This is a genomic window from Myxococcales bacterium (genome assembly GCA_016703425.1).
Lineage (GTDB): Bacteria > Myxococcota_A > Polyangia > Polyangiales > Polyangiaceae > JADJCA01.
In genome coordinates, this window is sequence record JADJCA010000011.1 from 154,002 (window position 1) to 173,402 (window position 19,401).

The 19,401-nt window shown below is 69.4% G+C and carries 17 protein-coding genes and 1 pseudogene; 5 read left to right on the forward strand and 13 right to left on the reverse strand.

The genetic code is table 11. The features are described 5' to 3' along the window. Window positions 1-37 precede the first annotated feature (37 nt). The 3 genes and pseudogenes from IPG50_21330 to lepB form a co-directional block, all read right to left on the reverse strand. A pseudogene (locus IPG50_21330) lies at window positions 38-2,181 on the reverse strand (thioredoxin domain-containing protein). 51 nt (window positions 2,182-2,232) lie between these two features. Continuing rightward, window positions 2,233-3,561 (reverse strand): FHA domain-containing protein, encoded by a 1,329-nt coding sequence (locus tag IPG50_21335; GenBank protein MBK6694727.1) that lies wholly within the window; start codon window positions 3,559-3,561, stop codon window positions 2,233-2,235. A gap of 153 nt (window positions 3,562-3,714) precedes the next feature. Continuing rightward, window positions 3,715-4,350 (reverse strand): signal peptidase I, encoded by a 636-nt coding sequence (lepB, locus tag IPG50_21340; GenBank protein ID MBK6694728.1) that lies wholly within the window; start codon window positions 4,348-4,350, stop codon window positions 3,715-3,717. Window positions 4,351-4,629: 279 nt separating this feature from the next. Here lepB and IPG50_21345 point away from each other — a divergent pair, with 279 nt between their 5' ends. Next, the gene (locus tag IPG50_21345) at window positions 4,630-5,280 is read left to right on the forward strand and encodes a CAP domain-containing protein (GenBank protein MBK6694729.1); all 651 of its coding nucleotides are present in this window, start codon (window positions 4,630-4,632) and stop codon (window positions 5,278-5,280) included. Between the two features lie 50 nt (window positions 5,281-5,330). Here IPG50_21345 and IPG50_21350 read toward each other — a convergent pair whose 3' ends face one another. Further along, window positions 5,331-6,305: a hypothetical protein gene (locus IPG50_21350; protein MBK6694730.1), complete on the reverse strand. Its 975-nt coding sequence runs from the start codon at window positions 6,303-6,305 to the stop codon at window positions 5,331-5,333. A gap of 24 nt (window positions 6,306-6,329) precedes the next feature. Here IPG50_21350 and IPG50_21355 point away from each other — a divergent pair, with 24 nt between their 5' ends. Further along, a complete protein-coding gene (locus IPG50_21355) occupies window positions 6,330-6,638 on the forward strand; it encodes a PilZ domain-containing protein (GenBank protein ID MBK6694731.1) in 309 nt (102 codons plus the stop codon). Window positions 6,639-6,693: 55 nt separating this feature from the next. On the opposite strand, the gene IPG50_21360 is transcribed toward IPG50_21355, so the two are convergent. The 3 genes from IPG50_21360 to IPG50_21370 all read right to left on the reverse strand — a co-directional run bounded on the left by IPG50_21360 (window position 6,694) and on the right by IPG50_21370 (window position 9,136). Beyond that, window positions 6,694-7,836: a FecR domain-containing protein gene (locus IPG50_21360; protein ID MBK6694732.1), complete on the reverse strand. Its 1,143-nt coding sequence runs from the start codon at window positions 7,834-7,836 to the stop codon at window positions 6,694-6,696. Then, window positions 7,833-8,615, reverse strand: coding sequence for an RNA polymerase sigma factor (locus tag IPG50_21365; GenBank protein MBK6694733.1), 783 nt, complete (start codon window positions 8,613-8,615; stop codon window positions 7,833-7,835). The genes IPG50_21360 and IPG50_21365 overlap by 4 nt, the downstream gene beginning before the upstream one ends. A 188-nt stretch (window positions 8,616-8,803) precedes the next feature. Continuing rightward, the gene (locus IPG50_21370) at window positions 8,804-9,136 is read right to left on the reverse strand and encodes a hypothetical protein (protein MBK6694734.1); all 333 of its coding nucleotides are present in this window, start codon (window positions 9,134-9,136) and stop codon (window positions 8,804-8,806) included. Window positions 9,137-9,391: 255 nt separating this feature from the next. On the opposite strand from IPG50_21370, the gene IPG50_21375 reads away from it, so the two are divergent. The 3 genes from IPG50_21375 to IPG50_21385 all read left to right on the forward strand — a co-directional run bounded on the left by IPG50_21375 (window position 9,392) and on the right by IPG50_21385 (window position 12,724). Beyond that, window positions 9,392-11,761: a DNA internalization-related competence protein ComEC/Rec2 gene (locus IPG50_21375; GenBank protein ID MBK6694735.1), complete on the forward strand. Its 2,370-nt coding sequence runs from the start codon at window positions 9,392-9,394 to the stop codon at window positions 11,759-11,761. 124 nt (window positions 11,762-11,885) lie between these two features. Next, the gene (gene hpt / locus IPG50_21380; GenBank protein MBK6694736.1) at window positions 11,886-12,413 is read left to right on the forward strand and encodes a hypoxanthine phosphoribosyltransferase; all 528 of its coding nucleotides are present in this window, start codon (window positions 11,886-11,888) and stop codon (window positions 12,411-12,413) included. Then, entirely contained in the window at window positions 12,413-12,724 is a 312-nt protein-coding gene (locus IPG50_21385; GenBank protein MBK6694737.1) for a tetratricopeptide repeat protein, read from the forward strand. The genes hpt and IPG50_21385 overlap by 1 nt, the downstream gene beginning before the upstream one ends. Before the next feature lie 34 nt (window positions 12,725-12,758). Here IPG50_21385 and IPG50_21390 read toward each other — a convergent pair whose 3' ends face one another. From IPG50_21390 to IPG50_21415, 6 genes are read right to left on the reverse strand one after another with little or no spacing between them, the layout of a single operon-like run. After that, window positions 12,759-13,613 carry a TauD/TfdA family dioxygenase gene (locus tag IPG50_21390; protein ID MBK6694738.1) on the reverse strand — a complete coding sequence of 285 codons (855 nt, stop codon included), beginning with the start codon at window positions 13,611-13,613 and terminating at the stop codon, window positions 12,759-12,761. A gap of 10 nt (window positions 13,614-13,623) precedes the next feature. Further along, on the reverse strand, window positions 13,624-15,057 hold the full coding sequence (locus IPG50_21395) for a hypothetical protein (GenBank protein ID MBK6694739.1): 1,434 nt from the start codon (window positions 15,055-15,057) through the stop codon (window positions 13,624-13,626). Next, a complete protein-coding gene (locus IPG50_21400; GenBank protein ID MBK6694740.1) occupies window positions 15,054-16,106 on the reverse strand; it encodes a hypothetical protein in 1,053 nt (350 codons plus the stop codon). Before IPG50_21400 ends, IPG50_21395 begins: the two co-directional genes overlap by 4 nt. Beyond that, window positions 16,103-16,834 carry a nucleotidyltransferase domain-containing protein gene (locus IPG50_21405; GenBank protein MBK6694741.1) on the reverse strand — a complete coding sequence of 244 codons (732 nt, stop codon included), beginning with the start codon at window positions 16,832-16,834 and terminating at the stop codon, window positions 16,103-16,105. The genes IPG50_21400 and IPG50_21405 overlap by 4 nt, the downstream gene beginning before the upstream one ends. 18 nt (window positions 16,835-16,852) lie before the next feature. Further along, on the reverse strand, window positions 16,853-18,265 hold the full coding sequence (locus IPG50_21410) for a DUF692 domain-containing protein (protein ID MBK6694742.1): 1,413 nt from the start codon (window positions 18,263-18,265) through the stop codon (window positions 16,853-16,855). 33 nt (window positions 18,266-18,298) lie between these two features. Next, the gene (locus IPG50_21415; GenBank protein ID MBK6694743.1) at window positions 18,299-19,315 is read right to left on the reverse strand and encodes a ketoacyl-ACP synthase III; all 1,017 of its coding nucleotides are present in this window, start codon (window positions 19,313-19,315) and stop codon (window positions 18,299-18,301) included. Window positions 19,316-19,401: the final 86 nt, after the last annotated feature.

Consider the following 19,401-nt stretch of genomic DNA (forward strand, 5'->3'; position numbering starts at 1 on the left):
ATCAACGTCTCTCCCTGGTCCAGGCCGCGTTGAATGCCTAGCCAGCGAGGATCGCGCGGAGGTCGGCCGGCGCCGAGACGGGAGCGGAGCACGCCCTGCCGCGGCACACGTAGGCAGCGGCCACGGGCCCTCCGCGCTTGCCGTCGGCGAGCGCGCGGCAGGCGGCGCGCGTCTCAGGATCGTCGGGGTCAAGCCAGGCCACAACGCGCGCCCCCGCGTCGCCGGGACTCCGAAACGCGGCGTCGGCGAGGGCTTGCGCCTCGGCGCTTGCCCGGCGCCCCACGATGACAACCTCCGTAAAGCCGGAGACCATGGCGGAAAGGACGTTCACCGTTTGACTCATGCCGAGCGGCTGCTTGAGGGCCATAGGGGCAAGCCGCTCAAGGGCGACGCGAGCCCGCGACGCGTCTTCGCCGGTGAGCGCCTCGAGGCGCAAGAGCGCCGAGGTGAGCATTGAGACGCCGCTGGGGATGGCGTGGTCGAACGGGTCCTTCGCACGCACGAGGAGCGCCGGCGCGTCGTCGGGCGTGAAGAAGAAGTCGCCGTGTTCGCCGTCGTGAAAGTGTGCGAGTCCCCGCGAACGATGCGCGTCGCGACGTCAACGTAACGCGGCGCCCCCGTTGCCCCGTAGAGATCGAGGGCGGCGCACGCGAGAAAGCCGACGTCGTCGAGGAAGCCTTGCCCTTTGCCCTGCCCTTCCATCGACAGTCGGCGAGGCCGCAATCGCTCGCCAACGGCGACGAGCAGCTCGCGCTCGACGAATGCAAACGCGCGCTCCGCCATCGCAAGGAGCTTTGGCGCCGCGAGCGTTCGCGAGGCGCCGGCGAGCGCGCCGATGAGGAGCGCGTTCCAGCTCGCGAGAATCTTGTCGTCGCGAAGCGGTCGCACGCGCGCGGCGCGCGCCCTTAGGAGCGCGACCTTGCCCCGCTCGAGCGCCGCGCGAGCCACCGAATCGTCGAGACCGAGCTCCTCGGCGACGGCCCCGATGGAGCGGGCCTCGTGGAGCACGCAGGTGCCGCTTTCTTCGAAGTTGCCCTCCTCGGTGAGGCCGAAGAATGCCTCGAGCACGCGAAAGGCGTCGGCGTCGCCGACGAGGAGCGCCGCCACCTCGCCGCGCGACCAAACGAAATAGCGCCCCTCCTCGCCTTCGCTGTCGGCGTCTTGGCTCGAGTAGAAGGCGCCGCCCGCGTCGGTCATCTCGCGCTCCAGGTAGGCTGCGATGTCGAGCGACGTTTGCCGGTAGCGCTCGTCGCCAAAGCTGCGAAACGCGTCCGCGTAGAGGCGCAAGAGGAGCGCGTTGTCGTAGAGCATCTTCTCGAAGTGCGGCACAAGCCACGCTTCGTCGGTCGAGTAGCGGTGGAAGCCGCCCCCGAGCTGATCCCAGATGCCGCCGGCCCGCATGCCGTCGAGGGCCAAGCGCACGCGCCGCTCGGCGCCGGCGTCGCGCTCGTGAACGGCCCTTCGGAGCAGGACGTCGAGGGCCATCGTGTTCGGGAACTTGGGACGATGACCGAAGCCGCCGTGCTCGTCGTCGAAATTCTTGGCGACGCGCGCGGCCGCGGCGCCGAGCGCCTCGCTCGTCAACGCGGCGCTCGCGCCCGCTTCGCCGCCGACGTCTCTTGTCACGCCTTGTGTCACGTCTTGCGTGACGTCTTGTGTCACGCGCGTGATGGCGCGCGTGAGCTCGTCGGCTTGACCGGTGATCTCGGAGCGGCGCTCGCGGTAGGCCTCGGCGAGGGCGGCGAGCACGCGTGGGAAGCCGGGACGCCCGTATTTGTCGGCCGGTGGGAAATACGTGCCGCCGTAGAAAGGGCGCTCGTCAGGCGTAAGGAAGACGGTGAGAGGCCAGCCGCCACCCTGCCCCATGAGCTGGACCACCACTTGATAGATCTGGTCGAGGTCGGGGCGCTCCTCGCGGTCAACCTTGATGCAAACGAAGTGCTCGTTCATGAGCGCCGCGATGGCGTCGTCTTCGAACGACTCGCGCTCCATCACGTGACACCAGTGGCACGCCGCGTAGCCGACGCTGAGGAGGATGGGCTTGTCGGCCTTGCGCGCGAGGGTCAGCGCTTCATCGCCCCAAGGAAACCAGTCGACGGGGTTCGCCCCGTGTTGCCTCAAGTACGGCGAGGCCTCGTGGGCCAGTCGATTGAGGCGCGGGGCGCTGACCTTGCCTTGCATCGCCCCGATGTAGCGTCACGGCCCCGCGATGGCTAGCGCGCGGGGCGCGGACTACGCCGCGGTGATCTCGACGCGAAGCAGCTTGCGACCGATGAAGATGTAGTCGCCGTGGGACAGCTCGCGCTCTTGCGTGAGGCGCACGTAGGTCCCGTTGCGGCTGTTTAGATCGGTGAGCGAGTACTTGCCGCTCTGGTCCTCGATGCGGCAGTGCGTCGCGCTCATGTAGAGGTCCGTGGGGAAGTTGAGATCGCCGCCCTCGCGGCCGATCTGGAGCGAGGCGCCCCGGGCGCACGCCGTCATGCCGAGGCCGCCGCCTTGAAGGAGCTGCGTCACGCGGAAGCCGCTCTGGTGTTTCGGCGACGCGTAGAAATACGTGCCGTCGGGTCCAGGCCCTTCGTTGGCCTGTGGGGCCGTGTCGAAGCGGAAGAGCTGTTCGCCGCAGAGGAACGAGTCGCCGGGGAGGAGATCCACGGTGCCGCGCACGCGCAGGTAGACGCCGTTGAGCGAGCCCTCGTCGCGCACGACGAGCTTGCCGTTGCGGTAGAAGAGGTTCGCGTGTTTCGGTGAGACGAAGGGATCGTCGGGGAAGACGAGTTGGCCCGTGCGACCGACGACGTGTTGCTCAGCGTTGAGCTGATAGCTGAGGCCTTCGACGCCTTCGCCGCGAATGAGGATCAGCTTGGCCTTGCCGGGCACCTGAAGCTGACCAAAAAACTGCGTGCGCGCGTTGACGATCTCCGGCGGAATCCCGGCCCCGCAGCGACCACAGAACTTGTGCCCCATGGGGACCGGCGTCGAGCATGAGCGGCAGACGAAGTGCTTGGCTTGTTCCATTTGCTCCTCCAAGGAGAGTGAAGACCAACCGAGCGAACCGCTCGATGATTGCGGCGTCGCATGACGCGGCGCTGGGGTAGAACGTCGCGGGGCGTGGCTCGGTGCGCGTAGCGGTTCGCCGCGCGGCGGTGTTTGGCGCCCCGGCGGGTTCCCGACCCCCGGTGAGTTCCCGTAGGGCGGCATCGCCGGGGTGACCGACGCCGAGACCGCCGCCACCTGATCGTCGGACGGAGAACGCCGAGGCTTCAGGCGCTGATCGAAGACCGACGACGGAGGGCCGTTGTCGATCCTCACGAGGTGCTCGGCGCGCGGCGTGATCTCCGTCTCGTCGAAGCTCGGCGGCTCGAACCTCGTGCGAGGCGCGTCGAGCTCGACGTCGGGAACTCGAGGTTTGCCCGGGCCTGCCGGCGCGTCGGCCATCACCGACGGGCCGATGCCCAGCCAGAGGCTCAGGTTCTGCCCGCAATCGGAGCACGAGCGGGCCCCCATCGGGCTCAGCCGATCGCATTTGCCGCAGGCGATGCCGATGTCGATCTCGTCCATCACAGGGGGCGGGGGCTCGTAGCGGCGCCTGCCTCGGCGCAGGAATGTACCGCAACCTCGCGGTCCGTTGCGCCCAAGAACGGCTCCCGGGACCGGGCTCAGGCGGGCGCGCGCAAGCGCCCGAACTCATGGCCCCTCTGCTCATGGTCGGCGTCCTCACCAGAGAAATGTGAAACGGCCCTTCGCGTCACCGATGCCGGCTGCGCTCCAGAGCCGGTAGACGATCTGAAGGCACGTATCGGGATTGACCGCGCCGAAGTCGCGCGAGTCGAGGTGGATGCGCCGGTTGTCGCTGGCGAGAAAGAGCTTCCCCGCCTCGACTTTGCCGCGGAACTCGGCGTCGTGATCGGTGATGCCGCGGATGATGCCTTGCCGCCGGCCGGCAAACTCCTCGAAGTGGCACGCCAGGTCGACCTCGAGGGAGTTCTGCGGGACCGTCAGCGTGAGCGTCGGCGGATCGCACGGGCTGCCGGTCGGCTCGCGCTTGCCGTTGATGCGCATCGTGTCGTCGTGAATGTGCACCTCTTCACCGGGGAGCCCCACGACGCGCCCGAGCACGAAGCGCCCCGGCGCGTCGGGATCGAGGCAGCGCACGAGCTCACCCTGATCGGCCTTGGAGCGGCGCCCTACGAGGAGGACGTCGCCGGCCATCATGTTGGGCTGGATGGACGCGGAGAGCAGCGGATCGTCGGTGGGCACGGTCCACACCTCCACGACGGTCAACATGAGGACCCCGACGAAGGCGGCGAGGATGAGCCCGGCCCAAACGACGAATTTGCCGAAACCTCGCATTCAATTCCCTCCCACGAGGGGAGCCTCATCCGGGTAGTGCTGGCGGGTAGTGCTGACGGGCAGTGCTGACGGGTAGTGTTGACGTCGACCGGGAAGGTTAGCCGTGCTGACGCTCGCCGGCCAAGCCAGCGACCGGTCGCGATGGAACCAAGTGAAGCCGGCGGGAGACAAGGAGCCGATCCAACCCGAACGGAACGGCCTCCGCGGGGCGCCCGAAACGGGGCCATTGCAGCTCCAGCAGATCGACGCCGCTGGCGAGGATCCTGCTTACGTGGGGGCATGCCTCGACTCCTTGCCCCGCAGATGCTGGCCCTCACGGTTTCCGCGCTGCTCGCCGTCACCGGCTGCAGCGGGACCGACGGGATCGTCATTCCCGACGGCGAGCCCGGCAACGCCAGCGCGCAGGTCACCATGGTGCAGAGCCCCTTGCCGGAGGCCCAAGGCGCGACCATCGACGCGGGGGTCGCCGAAGGCCCCGATGCAGGGGCCTGGGTGCCGCCGAGCGCTGATCCGCTCCCGCCCTCACTGCCCACACCGGGCATCGTGCCACCGGCGCCGGCCACGCTCGAAGCGCTCCACGCGGGGTGCGTGGCGCTCGTGAACGGATACCGCGCCAGCGTGGGCCGGCCCGCGCTCATTCGCGCGCAGGGAGCCGAAGCGTGCGCCGACGCGCAGGCGAGCTTCGACGCACACAACGGGACCGCGCACAGCGGCTACCGTCGGTGCGCCGAACAAGCGCAGAACGAGTGCCCCGATTGGCCGGGCGCGAACGTGTCGCAAGCGCTGGCGAGCTGCCTCCAGACGATGTGGAACGGCGGCCCGTCGGGCAGCCACTTTCGCAACATGGCGTCGACGCAGATCTCGTATGTCGCCTGCGGGTTCTACCAGGCGCCCAACGGCCGCTACTGGCTCGTTCAAAACTTCCGTTGAGCGGGCATTGCGCGAGGAAGCCCGCGATGCGCAGCGCGCGCTGAACGCAGCTACGGCGCTTCTTCCCTCGAAGCGGCCACGGCGGCGCGCTGAAAATTGCGAGCCTTGAGCGCGTAAGGCCCGGACGGTCGCTCGCGCAGGTGGTTCTCGAAGCTGTCGGCGGAGGCGAGAAACTTCCGCATCCGGAACTGGGCGACGCCCTTGGCGAAGGCGACCGGGTACGACGGATCGAGGTTTGCGAAGCGCTGAATGCGGTCGAGGCGCCAGTTCTCCGCCGAGAGCCGCTCGCCCGCGGCGATGGCGTCGCATGCGGCGCGGTCTTTGGCGCCCTTGCGCGCGGCGTCGAAGGCTCGAATTTGCGGCTCCGGCGCGTGCGGCAGGCGGAAGTAGAGCCCGTAAAGGACGCGCGTCTCGTCGAGCGTCACGGCGAAGTCGGCACGCTTCTCGACGCCCGCAATGCCGTTCCACGTGGACTTGTAGGCGACCCGCCGCTCTTCCTCCGTCAAGAGCACGTGGCGGCCCCGAATCCAACCGACGGCGCGCATGCGCTCGATGAAGGGACCGCCGAGCGCTTGGAGTTCCGCGGAGATCGCGCCAGTGGTCTCGAAGCGACGCACCTCCGCGAGGAACGCCTCGAGCTGCACTGCGCGTAGAGCGCGCAGCGGCTCTACGCCAGAAGCGAGGAGCGTGGGAAGGAGGCGGTCGAGGGCGCCCCGCGACTCCGAGATGCGCGACGCGTCGGCGCCGTCACTCTCGAGCTTGTTCCAATCGCGGATGAGCGAACCGAACTCGCGGACTTGGGACGGCAAAGGCGCTGACCGGGCCCCCGCGGCAAGGGCCAAGTCGCGCGTGATCTCGCGGCGAAGCGCGACGCCGTCCACCTCGGGCACCGGCACCACGTCAGGCGGCGCAGGGCGCGGCGCCAGAAACGCGGCGAAGGCCACGCACGCGAGCACGGGAACCGCCGCGAGCCAGCGCCCGTGCGCGCCGCGCGCCGCCCCAAGTTCGATGCTCCAGAGCCGCACGGGAGAGTGATATCATACGGCCCCGTGACAGAAGAGCATCGCCGTAGCCCTCGTGTGCCCCTCGACGCCGACGTCCTGCTTGAGCATGGCAACCGCTCGCTCGAAGGGCGATCCAAGGACATCTCGCTCGGTGGCATGTTCGTCCTCTTGAACGAGTCGTTGCCCTTCGGTGCAGCCATCACGGTTCGCTTTCGCCTCCCGTCGGGTGAAGGACCGATGGCCCTTCAAGGCATCGTGCGCTGGGAACGCACCGACGGCGTCGGGGTGCAGTTCGGCCCCGTCGGCGCAAAAGAGACCTTCGCGATCACCGAGTGGGTCCGCACGGCTGGTTAGGCCTCGCGTCTGCCGGACGCTGCCGGCCAGAGCTTGTCGCCTCGGCCGTCCCGCCTCAGTGCTCGGTGACGATGGTCATGCGCCGTGAGCTGGAGGGGCCGAAGCGTCCCTTGAAGACCGCCTCCGACGCGCACGACTGAACGACCGGCGCCAAAGGCGGATCGAAGCGAACGATCTTGGGCGTGCCCGCCGCGTCGGCGTCGACGATGAGCGTGGTTGACACGGTGACGCGCACGGCGCCCTTGACGATGCTTCGCTCGATGCAGCCACGCACGGCGAGCGCCACGTCTTCCGGCGTGAGCGGCGCCGGAGCGGCCACGTGACCTGCGTCGACGCGCGGAGTCGAGGGCGGCGCGGCGGGCGCGGGTGCGGGCGGCTTCTCGGGGGTCTTGGCGGAAACCTCCGGCGGCGCCGTGACGACCTCCGCCTTGATGACGCGAACATCGTCCGGGCGATCGAGGTCGAGATCGACGTGGGCCGGCGCCGTGATGCGCGTGCCCTCGGTCATGCCCGCCAGCGGCACCGGGCCGATGACGATGGTTCCCTCCGTGAGGTCGACGCTCGCCTTTTGTCCGCTGCGAACGACCCGCAAACGAGTTCCGCGAACGGCCACGCGGAGCGGGCCGACGTCGACCACGAAGGCCTCGCCGCTCGACACCGGATCAACTTCGGCGTCGACGGAGCCGGCGAGGAGCGCGAGGGCGAGCGGCATGCGTGCATGTTGCACACTAACCTTGGCGCCCGCCTCGAGTCGCCACGCGACGCCTTTGTTTGGTGACTCGGTCATGGAGTGGAGCGAGGCGCGACTCGTCGTCTCGATGCGATCGCCCACGACGACGCCGCCGGCGCGGGGCCGAACCTGTCCCGTGGCGGAGAGGATGTGGAGCCCCTCACCGGTCGTCACGGTTGCGACGGGCGTCGGCGGTGCCTCCCGGACGGGGGGTGCAGGACGAAAAAAGAGCGTCGCCGCGGCGGCCGCCGCGAGCAAAACGCCCGAGACGACGGCGACGACCGGCGGCCTACCTCGCGCGGCGAGGGCCGAGACGGGCATCGACCCGGGCGGGCCGTTGACACGATGCTCGAGCGCGTCGTCGATGCCCGACCAGTCGCCTGAAGCACCGCGACGGGGCGGCGTGAAGTGCTCGCGCGCCTCGCGAAGAAGCGCCGGCAATCCGTCGGGTCGCGCCTTGCGTGTCATGACTCTTCCTCGGTCGCGAGGGTCGCCTCGGGCGCCTCGGCGGTGGCGGCGAGCGGCGCGAGGCAAGGCTCGTCCCGCATCAACCGTTCGATCTCGCGACGCGCGTAGAAGAGGCGAGTGCGCACCGTGAGGACCGGCGCGCCGACCATCTTCGCAATGTCGCCGGGCGCGTGACCCTCGAGCTCGTGGAGCACGAACACGTCGCGCTTCTTCTCGGGGAGCTTGTCGAGGATCCGCGCGAAGGCGCGCATGCGCTCCCGACGGTCGGCGTCTTCGTCGGGCAAGAGCGCGCCGTCGACCCGCGTCTCGGGCATCGAGTCGTCGGCGAAGACGGGGCGGCTGCGGGCAGACCTCCGATGCATCAAGACCACGTTGACGGTGACGCGATGGAGCCACGTAGTGAACTTGGACTGGCCACGGAAGTCGCGAAGGCTCCGGTGCACTTGCACGAAGACCTCTTGAATGACGTCGTCGAGGTCAGCCGTGCGGCCCGCGAGCATCCGGTAGACGAGCCGCGCGACGTCGACGCGATGGCGTTCGTAGAGGGCGCGGAAGGCCGCGGCGTCTCCGGCTTGCGCCCGCGCGATGACGGGGTCGTCGCTCACAGCGAGCACCGCGGCGAACGGGGCGCGCCACAGCTGCCTCGAAGGGGCGCCGGGGAGCGGGCCGGCGGCCGCGCGAAACGGGCTGGCATGAGCGACGGAAACCACTGGAAAGCTTCGGTGCCCGGCGCCGCCCGCAAATTCAGGGAGCGCCCCGAGCCCTGCACATCCGTGCACGAGCCACCGGGCGCCGCTGTTGGACCTCGCTCACCGCTTGCGGTTGGCGAAATCGCGCACGTCGACGACGAAAAGCCCGAGACCCACGGCCAAAGCGACGAGGAGCATGTTCCACAGGGAGCATGCTCGGGCGATTTTGGCCCAATTTTCAGTGCGCCCGACCGACACATGGGACGGCGGGGCCGCGCTCAGAAGAGCGCGCGGAGGTCGACCGGGGCTTGCTTCTTCTGCACCAGGACGTGGTTCACGGCGCGAAGGATCCGCGACTTCGTGGGGCCTGAGAGCTTGCCGCCCTTCATGGCCGCATCGATGGCGCGCTGGGTGACGGGCCGGCCCGAGCGGGGCTTGCGCGTCTCCTTGGCGGCGCCTTCTTCGGCGGCGCCACCCTTGCCGCGACGCTTCGCGAGCTTGATCGCGCGGTCTTCGCGGGTGAGCGTCTCGAGCTCGTGCGACGCCACGAGAACGCGGCGCGGGTCGATCTTCTTGTCGGCGAGCAGTTTGGCGAGCTTCGAGTCGGCCATGATGTTCTCTCTTACGTTTGCGCGTCTCGGGCCTGGCGCAGGTGTCCGCGGGGCTCAACTCGAAACGGGGGCGGGACCCTAGCCCAGCTCCCTCCTCGGGCGCAAGGGGCGGATGGCAGGTGACCCGAGGACCCGCGGTCTGGGCGCCACCTGGCCGCGCGGACGGCCAGACGTGGCCGTGGCCACCGACGCCGGCGAGTGCTGCGCGCAAATCGCGGCGAGCGGGGCTGGCGAGGGATCTGCAGGGGTTGGCGCGTGGACCTGCCCCTCGTTCTCGCCGTCGCCTTCCTCGCGGGGCCGCTGCTCCTTGTCGCGCCCGTCGAAACGCTCGCGGCCCTTGCCGCGCTCTTTCTCATGGGCCGGGCGACCGCGCGCCACCCGCCGTGCTCCTTTCCGAAGCTCGCACTCCTGTTCTTAACGGCGCTCCTCAGCCTCGGCGCCTCCGCGTACCGGGCGTCCGCGCAATGGGACGCAGCGGCAGAGGCGCTCGAACGGCTCGGGCAGACGTTGCCGGGAACGAACCTGTGCGATCTCGAAGGCACCGTTGCCGCATCGCCCACGATCCGAACGAGCTCGGCCGCGCGCGTGGTGCGCCTCGTCGTCGACGCCAGCGTCCTGTCCTGCGACGGGCACGAAGCGCGCGACGTTCGCGTCGTCCTTTATGGGAGCGCCAACACGGGCCGCGGTGACGCGCTCCGTGGACTCGTGCAACTTGCGCCACCCGAGCTCTTTCACAACGCGGAGCTCGGAAGCCCGTGGCCAGCGCTCGCCCGTTCCCGGACGCTTCGCACCGGGAACGCCCTGTGGGTCGAGATCACCCGAGAGGGCCTCGGCCCCGCGCGGCTCGTTGACGCGGCGCGCGCCCACGTGCGCTCACGCATCGAGGCCACCTTCGCGCCTGCCGCGGCGCCGCTCGCGCGGGCCCTCGTGCTCGGGGAGACCGATCTCGACGCGGAGGACGGCGAGGCCTTCAAGGCGAGCGGTCTCTCTCACCTCTTGGCCGTGTCGGGCATGCACCTCGTGCTCGCAGCGCTCACGGCGCGGCGGCTCTTCGAAGCGCTCCTCGTGCGCATCACGGTCCTCTCTTCGCGGGGAGCCGCCTCGGCGTGGTCCGCCGCAGCCACGATCCCGCTCGTGTGGCTCTACGCCGATTTCGCCGGACGGAGCGGCTCGGCGGTCCGCGCGGCAGCGATGCTCACGGCGCTGCTCGTCACAGGCGCGTGCCTTCGTCGGCCCGCCGGAGCTCGCGCCATGGCGCTTTCGACGCTCGCCATTGCCCTCGTCGACCCGCTCGCGATCTTCGATGTGTCGCTCCTCTTGTCGCTCGGCGCGACGGCGGGCCTCTTCGCTTTCGCGCAGCCGATCACCGGCTTCTTGTCGGCCCACGCAGAGCAACCTTCACGGCTCGCGGCCTCTCTCGGCACGACGCTCGCCGCGATGCTCCCTTGCGCACCGCTCCTCGCGGCGCTCGGGCCCTCCCTTCCGATGGGAGGCCTGCTCGCCAACGTCGTCGCCGTTCCCATTGGCGAGCTCTTGGCGCTTCCCCTCTGCCTATTTCACGCCGTCTCTTCCGCCGTCCCGTGGCTCGAGCAGGGCTCGGCAGCGGCCGGCTCGGGTGCGCTTCTCTTGGTGCGCGCCGTGGCGCGCAGCACCGCGGCCATCCCCTGGCTCGCACTCCAAGTTCCCCCGCCATCAGCGCTTGAGCTCGCTGCGCTCGCCGTCCTGCTCGGTGCAGCGGCGATGCGCGTGGCCCGCTGGCGACTCGTGGCTTGCGGCATGATGCTCGTCATCGCCGCGGGCGAAGCGCACCTTCGGCGTCCAACACGCGGGCACTTGACGGTCACCATGCTCGACGTCGGTCAGGGCGACGCGCTCTTCGTCGAGCTGCCGAGCGGGGAGGCCATGCTCATCGACGCCGGCGGTCTCGTGGGGAGCCCCGTCGACGTCGGTGAACGGGTGGTGGCCTCGGTGCTTCGCGCGAGGCGCCGCAGCGAGCTTCGCGTCGTCGCCCTCTCTCACCCGCACCCCGATCATTACGGCGGGCTCGCCGCGGCGACGAAGAACGTGACGGTGCGCGAGTTCTGGGAGACCGGCGAGGGGCGGGCGAGGACCGGCGGCGCCGTCGCACGCTTGGCCCACGAGCTCGGTCGGCGCGGTGCGCGCGTTCGCGGCCCCGACTCGCTATGCGGCACGATGGAGCTCGGCGGCGCCAGCGTTGACGTGCTCGCCCCTTGCCCAAGCTTCGACCCCGACCGCGGGGCCAACGACAACTCCTTCGTGTTCCGCTTTCGATACGGTCGGCGTGCGTTTCTGTTCGTCGGCGACGCCGAGCACGACGAGGAACGGCTCTTGCTCCGCGACGACGGCGCCGCGCGGCTCAAGGCCGACGTCCTCAAGGTTGGCCACCACGGCAGCGCGACCTCGTCGACGCCCGCTTTTCTCGCGGCCGTCGGCCCGTCGGTGGCCCTCATCTCGACGGGGGTCCGGAACCGCTTCGGGCACCCGCGGCGCGAAACCCTTGAAGCGCTATCGGCGGTCGGCTCGAGGGTGTTTCGGACCGATCGCCAAGGGCAGATCGTCGTCGACACGGACGGCGATTCGCTTCGCATCCGCACGGCGCGGTGAGCGACGCGACGCGCCGAGGACCCGCCCTTGTTCGCCCCCTCAGCCCCGAGGCTCCCGCCTCACACCCCTGTCTTTACACCCCCGTCTTTACACCCGGAGCACGAGGAGCGAGCATGCGCGCCTCATGTCCGAACGTATCGTCAGCATGTTGTCGGAAGACGTCATTCGCGCCCGCGTGAAAGAGCTCGGCGCGCAGATCTCCAAGGACTACGCCGGCAAGCACTTGGTGCTCGTCTGCGTGCTCAAGGGCAGCTTCGTCTTCGCCGCCGACTTGGCCCGCGCCATCGAACTGACCACGCTGCGCATCGACTTCCTCGGCACCCGCTCCTACGGCGAGGGCACCGACTCGAGTGGGGTCGTGCAGATCACGCAGGATCTCTCGAGGCCCATCGCCGGCGAGGACGTCCTCATCGTCGAAGACATCGTCGACACGGGCCTCACCATTGCGCACTTGATGGACCTCTTCCGAACGCGGAATCCCGGGAGCGTGCGTGTGTGTTCGTTGCTCCACAAGCCGGCGCGCGCGCGCGTCGAAGTGAACGTCGACTACTTGGGCTTCACCATCGAAGACAAGTTCGTCGTTGGCTATGGCCTCGACTTCGCCGAGCGCTACCGCAACCTGCCGTTCATCGGCATCGTCGAGCGCACCTGATGAGCAAGCGCCTCCTCTTCCTAGAAAAGCTCACGAGCGACGGCTCAGCCGATCCCTTCGCTTGGTACGGACTCGCCCTCGAGTACCGGAACCTCGAGCGCCACGACGACGCCCTTCGCACCTTCGAGACGCTGAAGGCGAAGGCGCCGGACTACGTGCCCCTGTACCTCATGGCAGCGCAGATGCTCGAGAAGCTCGGTCGCGGCGCCGAGGCCCGCAGCTACGCCGAGGAAGGCATTGCGCAGGCGAAGAAGAAGGGCGACTCGCACGCGCTCTCCGAGCTCGAGACGCTCCTCTCGACACTCACGTAGCGCTCTCGCCGCCGCGCGCTCTCGCGATCGGTCGCTAACGCGTCAGCGCCGCACGCGCTGCCGTTAGGGCTTCGTCACGCCACGCGTAGAGTTCCTGCTCGCGCACGCCTTCGCGGGCGGCGACCTTGGCCGGCGAAAGACCAAGGGCGAGGTCTAGGATCGCCGCGAGCTTTCGGTCGACGGTGCCCGGCGCTGCCGGCGCCAAGGGCCTTTGAAGCGAGAGCGGCGTCCTCTGCCACGACAGGAGCCGCACGAGCTCGCGGTCGTCGCCCGAGAAAGCGCGGCGGCCATGGAGCATGCGAAAGTTGTCGACGAGGAGCAGCTCACCGGCGGCGAGCAGGAACTCGATGCGCGGCGCCTTCGCCACAAAGGCGGCAAAGCGAGCCCCGATGGAGTCGCTGGCATCGAGGGGCATGGGAGAGACCGTCAAGATGGGGGCCCCGGTCGCGTGGCGACGGGCCGTGGGGCCCACGAAGTCTCCAAAGTAGAACGGGATGCGGCGCGGGACGTCGAAGAGCGCGCGGTAGAGTTCGCTGTCTTCGCGCTCGACGGTCGCCAAGAGGCGCGCACCGTCGACGAGCTGGCATTCGCCGCCGGAAGGCGCGGGCCTTCGGCACCACATCACCTGGAGCGCGGGTGCGTTTCCCAGGTACGGCTGGCTGTCGGTGTGCATCGGCGTCACGACGTTCGTCGATGCGAAAGAGCGCCCGCCAGGGACACTACGAATCGTCTGCCGCTCGACCATCAAGGGCCGCTCGCCGACGAGCGCCTCCACGAAGGAGAAGGGCTCGCTGAGCAGCGACGCGTCGAAGGCTCCGCTCGGGAGCACGACGAAGCCGCGCTCCGCCAACGGCGCGCGAACGTCCTCGACGCTGCTCCGGACTGTCATGAGCGGGCTGTCATGAGAGCGCTCCGTCGAAGCCGCCTCGTTCGAACGAGAAGGTGCTCGTGAGGAGCCACGACGGCACCGCGAAAAGGTGCGCCAGCGGTTGGCCGCTGGGCACGTCGATGGCGCGATCGACGTGGGGAAGCTGGAAGACCGCCGGCGTGGCGTGAAAGCGGTCGGTCTCGATGACGCCGCGCATGACGTCGTAGCCTGCGCCGGGGATGCCTTCGATGAGCGTCGCGGTGCCCTTTGGCGTGTGCACGAGGGCGGCGGGCTTCACGAAGAAGTGGGCCTCGCCTCGCGGGTGAGGCGTCACGTATTTCGTCAGGTAGAGCAGCGCTCCTTCGTGCGGCGCATCGCCGGACGCCGCGCGGGCGGCCATGAGCGGCTGCCATCGGCTACGGACCTCGGCGGCGAAGCGCGCGAGCTCGTCTTTGTCGGGCTCCACGGACAAGTCGAGGCCATCAAAGCGCGCGCGGAATGAGACGGCGTTGTCGACGGCGAGGCGATCGGCTTCGCCTTGGTAGGGCGAGGGGCCATCCGGCCCATGAACGCTCTCGGCCTTCTCCTCACGAACGGAGCGCGGACCGCCGAGCGCGACGGAGAGCGCTGCCTCCGCCGGGTACGCTTCTCGCGGCGCGACGGCCGCCGACGAACGCTCGCGCCGGTACTTTCGCGAGACGTCGCCGCCGCGTTTCGTCGCAAAGTAGTTCGCGTCGTAGAACGCGAGGTGCGCGGCCGTCACGGAGGGCGTGTCCTCGATGGCGCCGACGGCGAGGCGCGTCGTCGCCAGAAGCGGTGCCAGCGTCGCGATCTCACCGGCGAGCGCGAAGGTGTCGGTGTTGGCCTCGAGCTCGAGCACGAGCGGCGTGAAGCGCTCCGTGTCCAAGATGAGCGCTTCTCGCGCTTGGTACGCGAAGGAGCGGCGGTTCTTGATCATCGACTGCCGGAGCCGAAGGCCCGGCGCGGGCCGCACGAAGAGCCCCGTAAAGAGGAAGAGCCGCGGCGCTTCTCGACGCACCGCTTGCCCGAAGCGAACGGCGAGCGGCGCGGGCGGTGGAGCGCCGACGATGTTCGCGGCAAAGAGCTCGCTCCAGTGAGCATCGGGAGACAAGAGCCCTCGCGCGTGAAGCATCGGGAGGTTCGCGCGGTGGAGCCGAGCGAGATCGCCCTCCCCGTCGAAGGAGACCGCGTAACCGCGCCCGCGGCGAGACACGTCGAGGCGCTTCGAGAGCGCCACTTGGAAGCCGTAGGCGTTCCCTTCAAGCAGAGGCGCACATGCCTGGGCCACGCGAAGGGGCACGCTTCCGCCGAGGGTGCCGTCGCGGCGCTCGAGGCGACAGAAGCCACCGAGGACGTCGATGACCTCGAACGCTGGCGCGTTGCCTTCCCCGGCGACGCGCTCGCTTTCGCCTCGACGGGGCGCGTCCAAAGGCACGGCGATCATCCGCAGCCGCCACCGCCGCCGCAGCCGCCGCCACCGCCACAACCGCCGCCGCCGCCGCAGCTCGAGGAGCTACAAGAGCTTCCTCCATCACCGCTGCCACCGCCGCTCGACGACGACGTGTGCATTTGTGGCGGCGGCGCGAAGGCCGCGGCCATGGCCGCGTAGGCGGGCATCGCCGCCAACATGGCGACGCCGCCGACGGCGACGCCGAGGCACACTTCGAGCGGATTCGTACGCCGACCGCCGCGCACATCAGACTGAAGCGACGACGTCGCGTCGTCGAGCCACGCGAGGTATTGCTTCGGCCGCGTGCTCTCTTCGAGGCCGCGCGTCATGAGGAACGTCGTGAGCGCCACGAGGACCATCGCGCCGAAGAGAACGAACGGGAACGGCGCGTCGCCTTGCGTTAGCTCGGCGCGCACGACGATGCGAATGACGCCAAGCGATAGGGCGATGGCGCCGCCCGCCAGGACGATGACCTTCAACGTCGAGATGACGCTCGCGGGACGCACGAAGCCGGCCGAAGCGAGATCGCCCTTGATGGCGTCTTCGATGCCATACGCCACGCTGCGGGCCGCGGCGCGCACTTCGGCGGGCGTCGGGCTTTGCTTTCCCTTGAGCGCATCGAAGAAGCGGCCCATGACCGGCTCGCCGGGGTGCACGCCTCCGAGGTTCTGGTAGGCCTTGCCGTCAGGCGACGCGACGAGCCAGCCCGCCGACAAGGCACCGCTGACGAGGGTCTCTTCGACGGCGTCGTTCTTCCCGCGCAGGTACGCGACGGGCCACAGCTCGTCGATGCGAGGGATGTACCCGACGGTCAGGCGCTCGTGGCGCGCGACGGGCGCGGCGGCGGGAATCCGGTAGCCCTCCGGGGTGACGGCAAGCACCTCCGGCTTCGCCTTGGTCGACGAAGCGTCGGCGCTTCGAGCGACGCCGTCGCGGAGCGCCTTCGTGACGAGGAGGATCGGCACGGCCATCATGAGGTAGATGAGGGCCCACGCTTCCGTGGGACCCATGTCGAAGGGGAAGAAGCCGAAGAGCTCGCTCACGCGCGGCTCTCCTGGCCCGAGTCCTGTCCGAAGCGATCGACGTCGACGAGAGCGCGATCAAGCAGCTTCGCGAGGGCGTCGTAAGCGGCCCGCGCGTCTTCGCGTGCCCGGCGAAGCGGGGCCGGGTCGACCTCGTAGGTCTTCGCCGCGGCGTCGATGACCGGGTCAAGGCGGTCTTCGACGGCGAGCCCCTTGAGGGCCAGGAGCGCCCAGAGGGGCCCGCGCACCTGCTTGATCTTGCGCTCGACGGCGCGACCAAAGGTCGGGTCGCCGCCCATGTCGGTCGCCACGCGCCGCATGCGAATGCGCGCTTCGCGAAGCTCTTGTTCGATGCGGAGGCGCTTGTGCTCGCTCTCGATGCGCATGCCCTCGAAGGGACTCTTGCCGCGTACGACGATGGAGTGGCGCGCCACGTCGTCGTAGAGGAGCGGGAAGCAATCGGCCGCGTTGGGCACCTCGTCGCGACGCAACATCAAGACCTCGATGCGCGCCGAGAAGCGAGCGAGCTGCAAGGCGGGCCCGAGCGCGGCGAGCTTGCCTGCGTCGTCGTTTTCGAGAACGAGGAGCACGTCGACGTCGCTCTCGCCCTCGCGGTAGTCGCCGCGGGCAGCGCTCCCGTAGACGAGCATCGCGACGAGGTCCGTATCGAGGGCCGCGGCGAGCGTGGCCTCGAGCTCGTCTAAGCGAGCTTTGATGTTCGTGGGAAGGCGATCGAGGGCGGTGGTCATGTCGGGTCTTTCTGGAGCTCAGGGCGGCGGCGCGACGAACGACGGAGCGGGGACCGGCTTGACGGGTGCGGCGCGGGAGCCTGACTCCCAAAGGCGCACTGGGGCGAAAGCGCCGATGCCCTTGTAGGCGCGCAGTCGCGAGCCATCGGGGCGCGTGACGCTCCCCACGAAGGGCCCTCTCCGGGGCGTCGAGCCGTCGCCGTCGAAGGCGAAGCGCGCCTCGAGGAGCAGCGCGTCGAAGGCCGCGTCATCGGCGAGCGCCTCGATGGCCAGCGCCGCGCGGGCGATGGCGCGGGCGTCTTTGGGGCCAGCGCCACGGCGAGCTCGCTCAGTCTCGTGCGTGACACGTTCTGCGAGGGCCCGAAGCTCACCGATGCGCGCACCCAAACGGCCGAGCAAGGGCAGCGCATCGTCGACGCGCTTGCGCTCAAGGACGCCGCGCGCGCGCGCGATCGCGGCCGCGCCGATGGCCTCCGCGAGGGGCGTGTTCCAATCGGGCGTCTTGCCGACGAGCAGGGCCGCCACCGCCGCCTGACGCTCCACCAAGCGACGCCGCGCGGCGCCGTCGACCGGCACCGAGGCCGGCGGCTCAGCCGCGCGAGGCGTCGCTCCTACCGCACCCCGCTTGTCCGGCCTCATGTTGCGGAGCCGCGAGAGCTCCCCGGCGATCTCAACGAAGGACTCGAAGCCAGCGTCCCGCTCCAGGAGGATGGGAACGTCCGGCGACACCTTGAGCACGGCGTCGATGAGTCGATACACGGCGTCGGGGACGGCGTGGGCGTGGGTGTCGAAGTAGAAGCCGTCTTCCCAGACGCCGCCGGCGACGTGGAGCATCGCAACCTGCTCGAGAGGAAACGCGCGGAGCGTCGCCAGCGGATCATGGCCGGAGTTCACGGCGTTGGCGTAGAGGTTTCCGACGTCCAGCAAGAGGTGGCAGCCGGTCCGACGGACCACCTCTTGGTAGAACGTCGGCTCGTCCATCTCGTGGTCCGGCGACGGAAACGTGAAGGCCACGTTCTCGAGCAGGAGCGGAATGTCAGGCAGGACGCGCCGCGCTTTGGCCACGTTGGCCGCGAGGACCTCGAGCGCCGCGCGGGTGCGCGGCAACTCGGTGAGGTGACCGATCTCGTGACGACCGCCGCGCGTGAACGCCACGTGCTCCGACACGAGCGGCGCGCGAAGCTCGCGGCACAGTGCCGCGAGGCGCTCGAGCCGCACCTCGTCGATGCCGTCGGCGCTGCCCAGAGAGAGCTTCACGCCGTGCGGCACGACGGGCCACACCGAGGCGAGGGCCGCCGCCTCGCGACGCGTGTCGCGCTGCGCGAAGCAGCTCTCGGCGACGACCTCGACGAAGTCGACGCGATCGCGAGCGAAGAGCAGCTCGGTCGCGATCTCCTTGCGGTGGCCGACGCCTGTCGCTCGGGAAAACACGCGCCGGAGGTTAGCCGACCGGCGCGACGAACGTCACGCCTTCGTGACGAGCTCGTCGGTGAGCCGAAGCGCGATGCCGGCCTGGTTGTAGCCGACGCCGGAGCCCACGAGCACCACGAGCTGGCCCGCCTTGGCCTTGCCGCTCACGATCGCGTCGTGGAGCGCCATGGGAATGCAGGCCGAGCCGGTGTAGCCCCACTTGCCCATGATCATGTGCGCCTTCTCCACGGGGACCTCGAGCCGCTGCATGACCTTCTCGATGGTGCGCTTTCGGACCTGCGTGAAGATGAAGTGATCCACGTCGCGGAGCGCGAAGCCGTTGCGCTCGGCGAGCATCCGGGCGACGGCGGGCCAGCCCTCGTCGTTGACCTCCGGCGGGTACTTCTCCGTCATGCGCACCTGCGTGCGGCCCGACATGAGCCCTGCAGCGCTCGCCGGCTCGGCGGTGCCGCCGCTCATGATGCCCCACATCTTGGCGAAGGAGCCGTCGGCGCGGTAGGCCGACTGCATGAGGCCCGGCTTCGCCGACGGCTGAAGGACCGCCGCGCCGGCGCCGTCGCCGTAGAAGAAGATGGCCGTGTCGTTCTCGTCGGCCAGCTTGTGCATCATGTAGGCGCCGATCACGAGGACGTTCTTCATCCACGGGTTCTGCGTCATGAGGCCGGCGGCGGTGCCCATGGCCGTGGGGAACGAAGCACAGGCGCATCCGACATCGAAGGTGCCGGCGCGACGCGCACCGAGCTTGTCCTGAACCACGACCGACGTGGCCGGCGTGATGTAGTCGGGCGAGTCGGTGCCGACGAGGATCATGTCGACGTCGTCGGGACCGATGCCGGCGCGCGTCATCGCCTGTTTTGCGGCGCGCACGCAGAGGTCGCTCGTGGCCCACGACGGCGGCGCGTAGAAGCGCGTCTTGATGCCCGTCGACGCCTCCATCTTGGGCACGAAGTCGGGGTTGTCCGCCGCGAAACGCTCATGGAGCTTCGCGTTGGTGATCTCGATCTCGGGCACGTAGAAGCCGGTGCTCTTGAGGGCCACGTGGGTCGTCATGCTGCGCTCTCCAGTTCATGCTGCACCGCAGCATTACCCTTCACGTAGCACCGCTTTTCGGTCGTGTCAGGTGTTTTGTGCAACGC

Bases quoted from the DNA above. Each gene is read 5' to 3' on its own strand.
- lepB (MBK6694728.1), bottom strand. From the start codon at position 4,350: ATGCGAGGTTTCGGCAAATTCGTCGTTTGGGCCGGGCTCATCCTCGCC.
- IPG50_21345 (MBK6694729.1), top strand. From the start codon at position 4,630: ATGCCTCGACTCCTTGCCCCGCAGATGCTGGCCCTCACGGTTTCCGCG.
- IPG50_21360 (MBK6694732.1), bottom strand. From the start codon at position 7,836: ATGACACGCAAGGCGCGACCCGACGGATTGCCGGCGCTTCTTCGCGAG.
- IPG50_21370 (MBK6694734.1), bottom strand. From the start codon at position 9,136: ATGGCCGACTCGAAGCTCGCCAAACTGCTCGCCGACAAGAAGATCGAC.
- hpt (MBK6694736.1), top strand. From the start codon at position 11,886: ATGTCCGAACGTATCGTCAGCATGTTGTCGGAAGACGTCATTCGCGCC.
- IPG50_21385 (MBK6694737.1), top strand. From the start codon at position 12,413: ATGAGCAAGCGCCTCCTCTTCCTAGAAAAGCTCACGAGCGACGGCTCA.
- IPG50_21390 (MBK6694738.1), bottom strand. From the start codon at position 13,613: ATGACAGTCCGGAGCAGCGTCGAGGACGTTCGCGCGCCGTTGGCGGAG.
- IPG50_21395 (MBK6694739.1), bottom strand. From the start codon at position 15,057: ATGATCGCCGTGCCTTTGGACGCGCCCCGTCGAGGCGAAAGCGAGCGC.
- IPG50_21405 (MBK6694741.1), bottom strand. From the start codon at position 16,834: ATGACCACCGCCCTCGATCGCCTTCCCACGAACATCAAAGCTCGCTTA.
- IPG50_21415 (MBK6694743.1), bottom strand. From the start codon at position 19,315: ATGACGACCCACGTGGCCCTCAAGAGCACCGGCTTCTACGTGCCCGAG.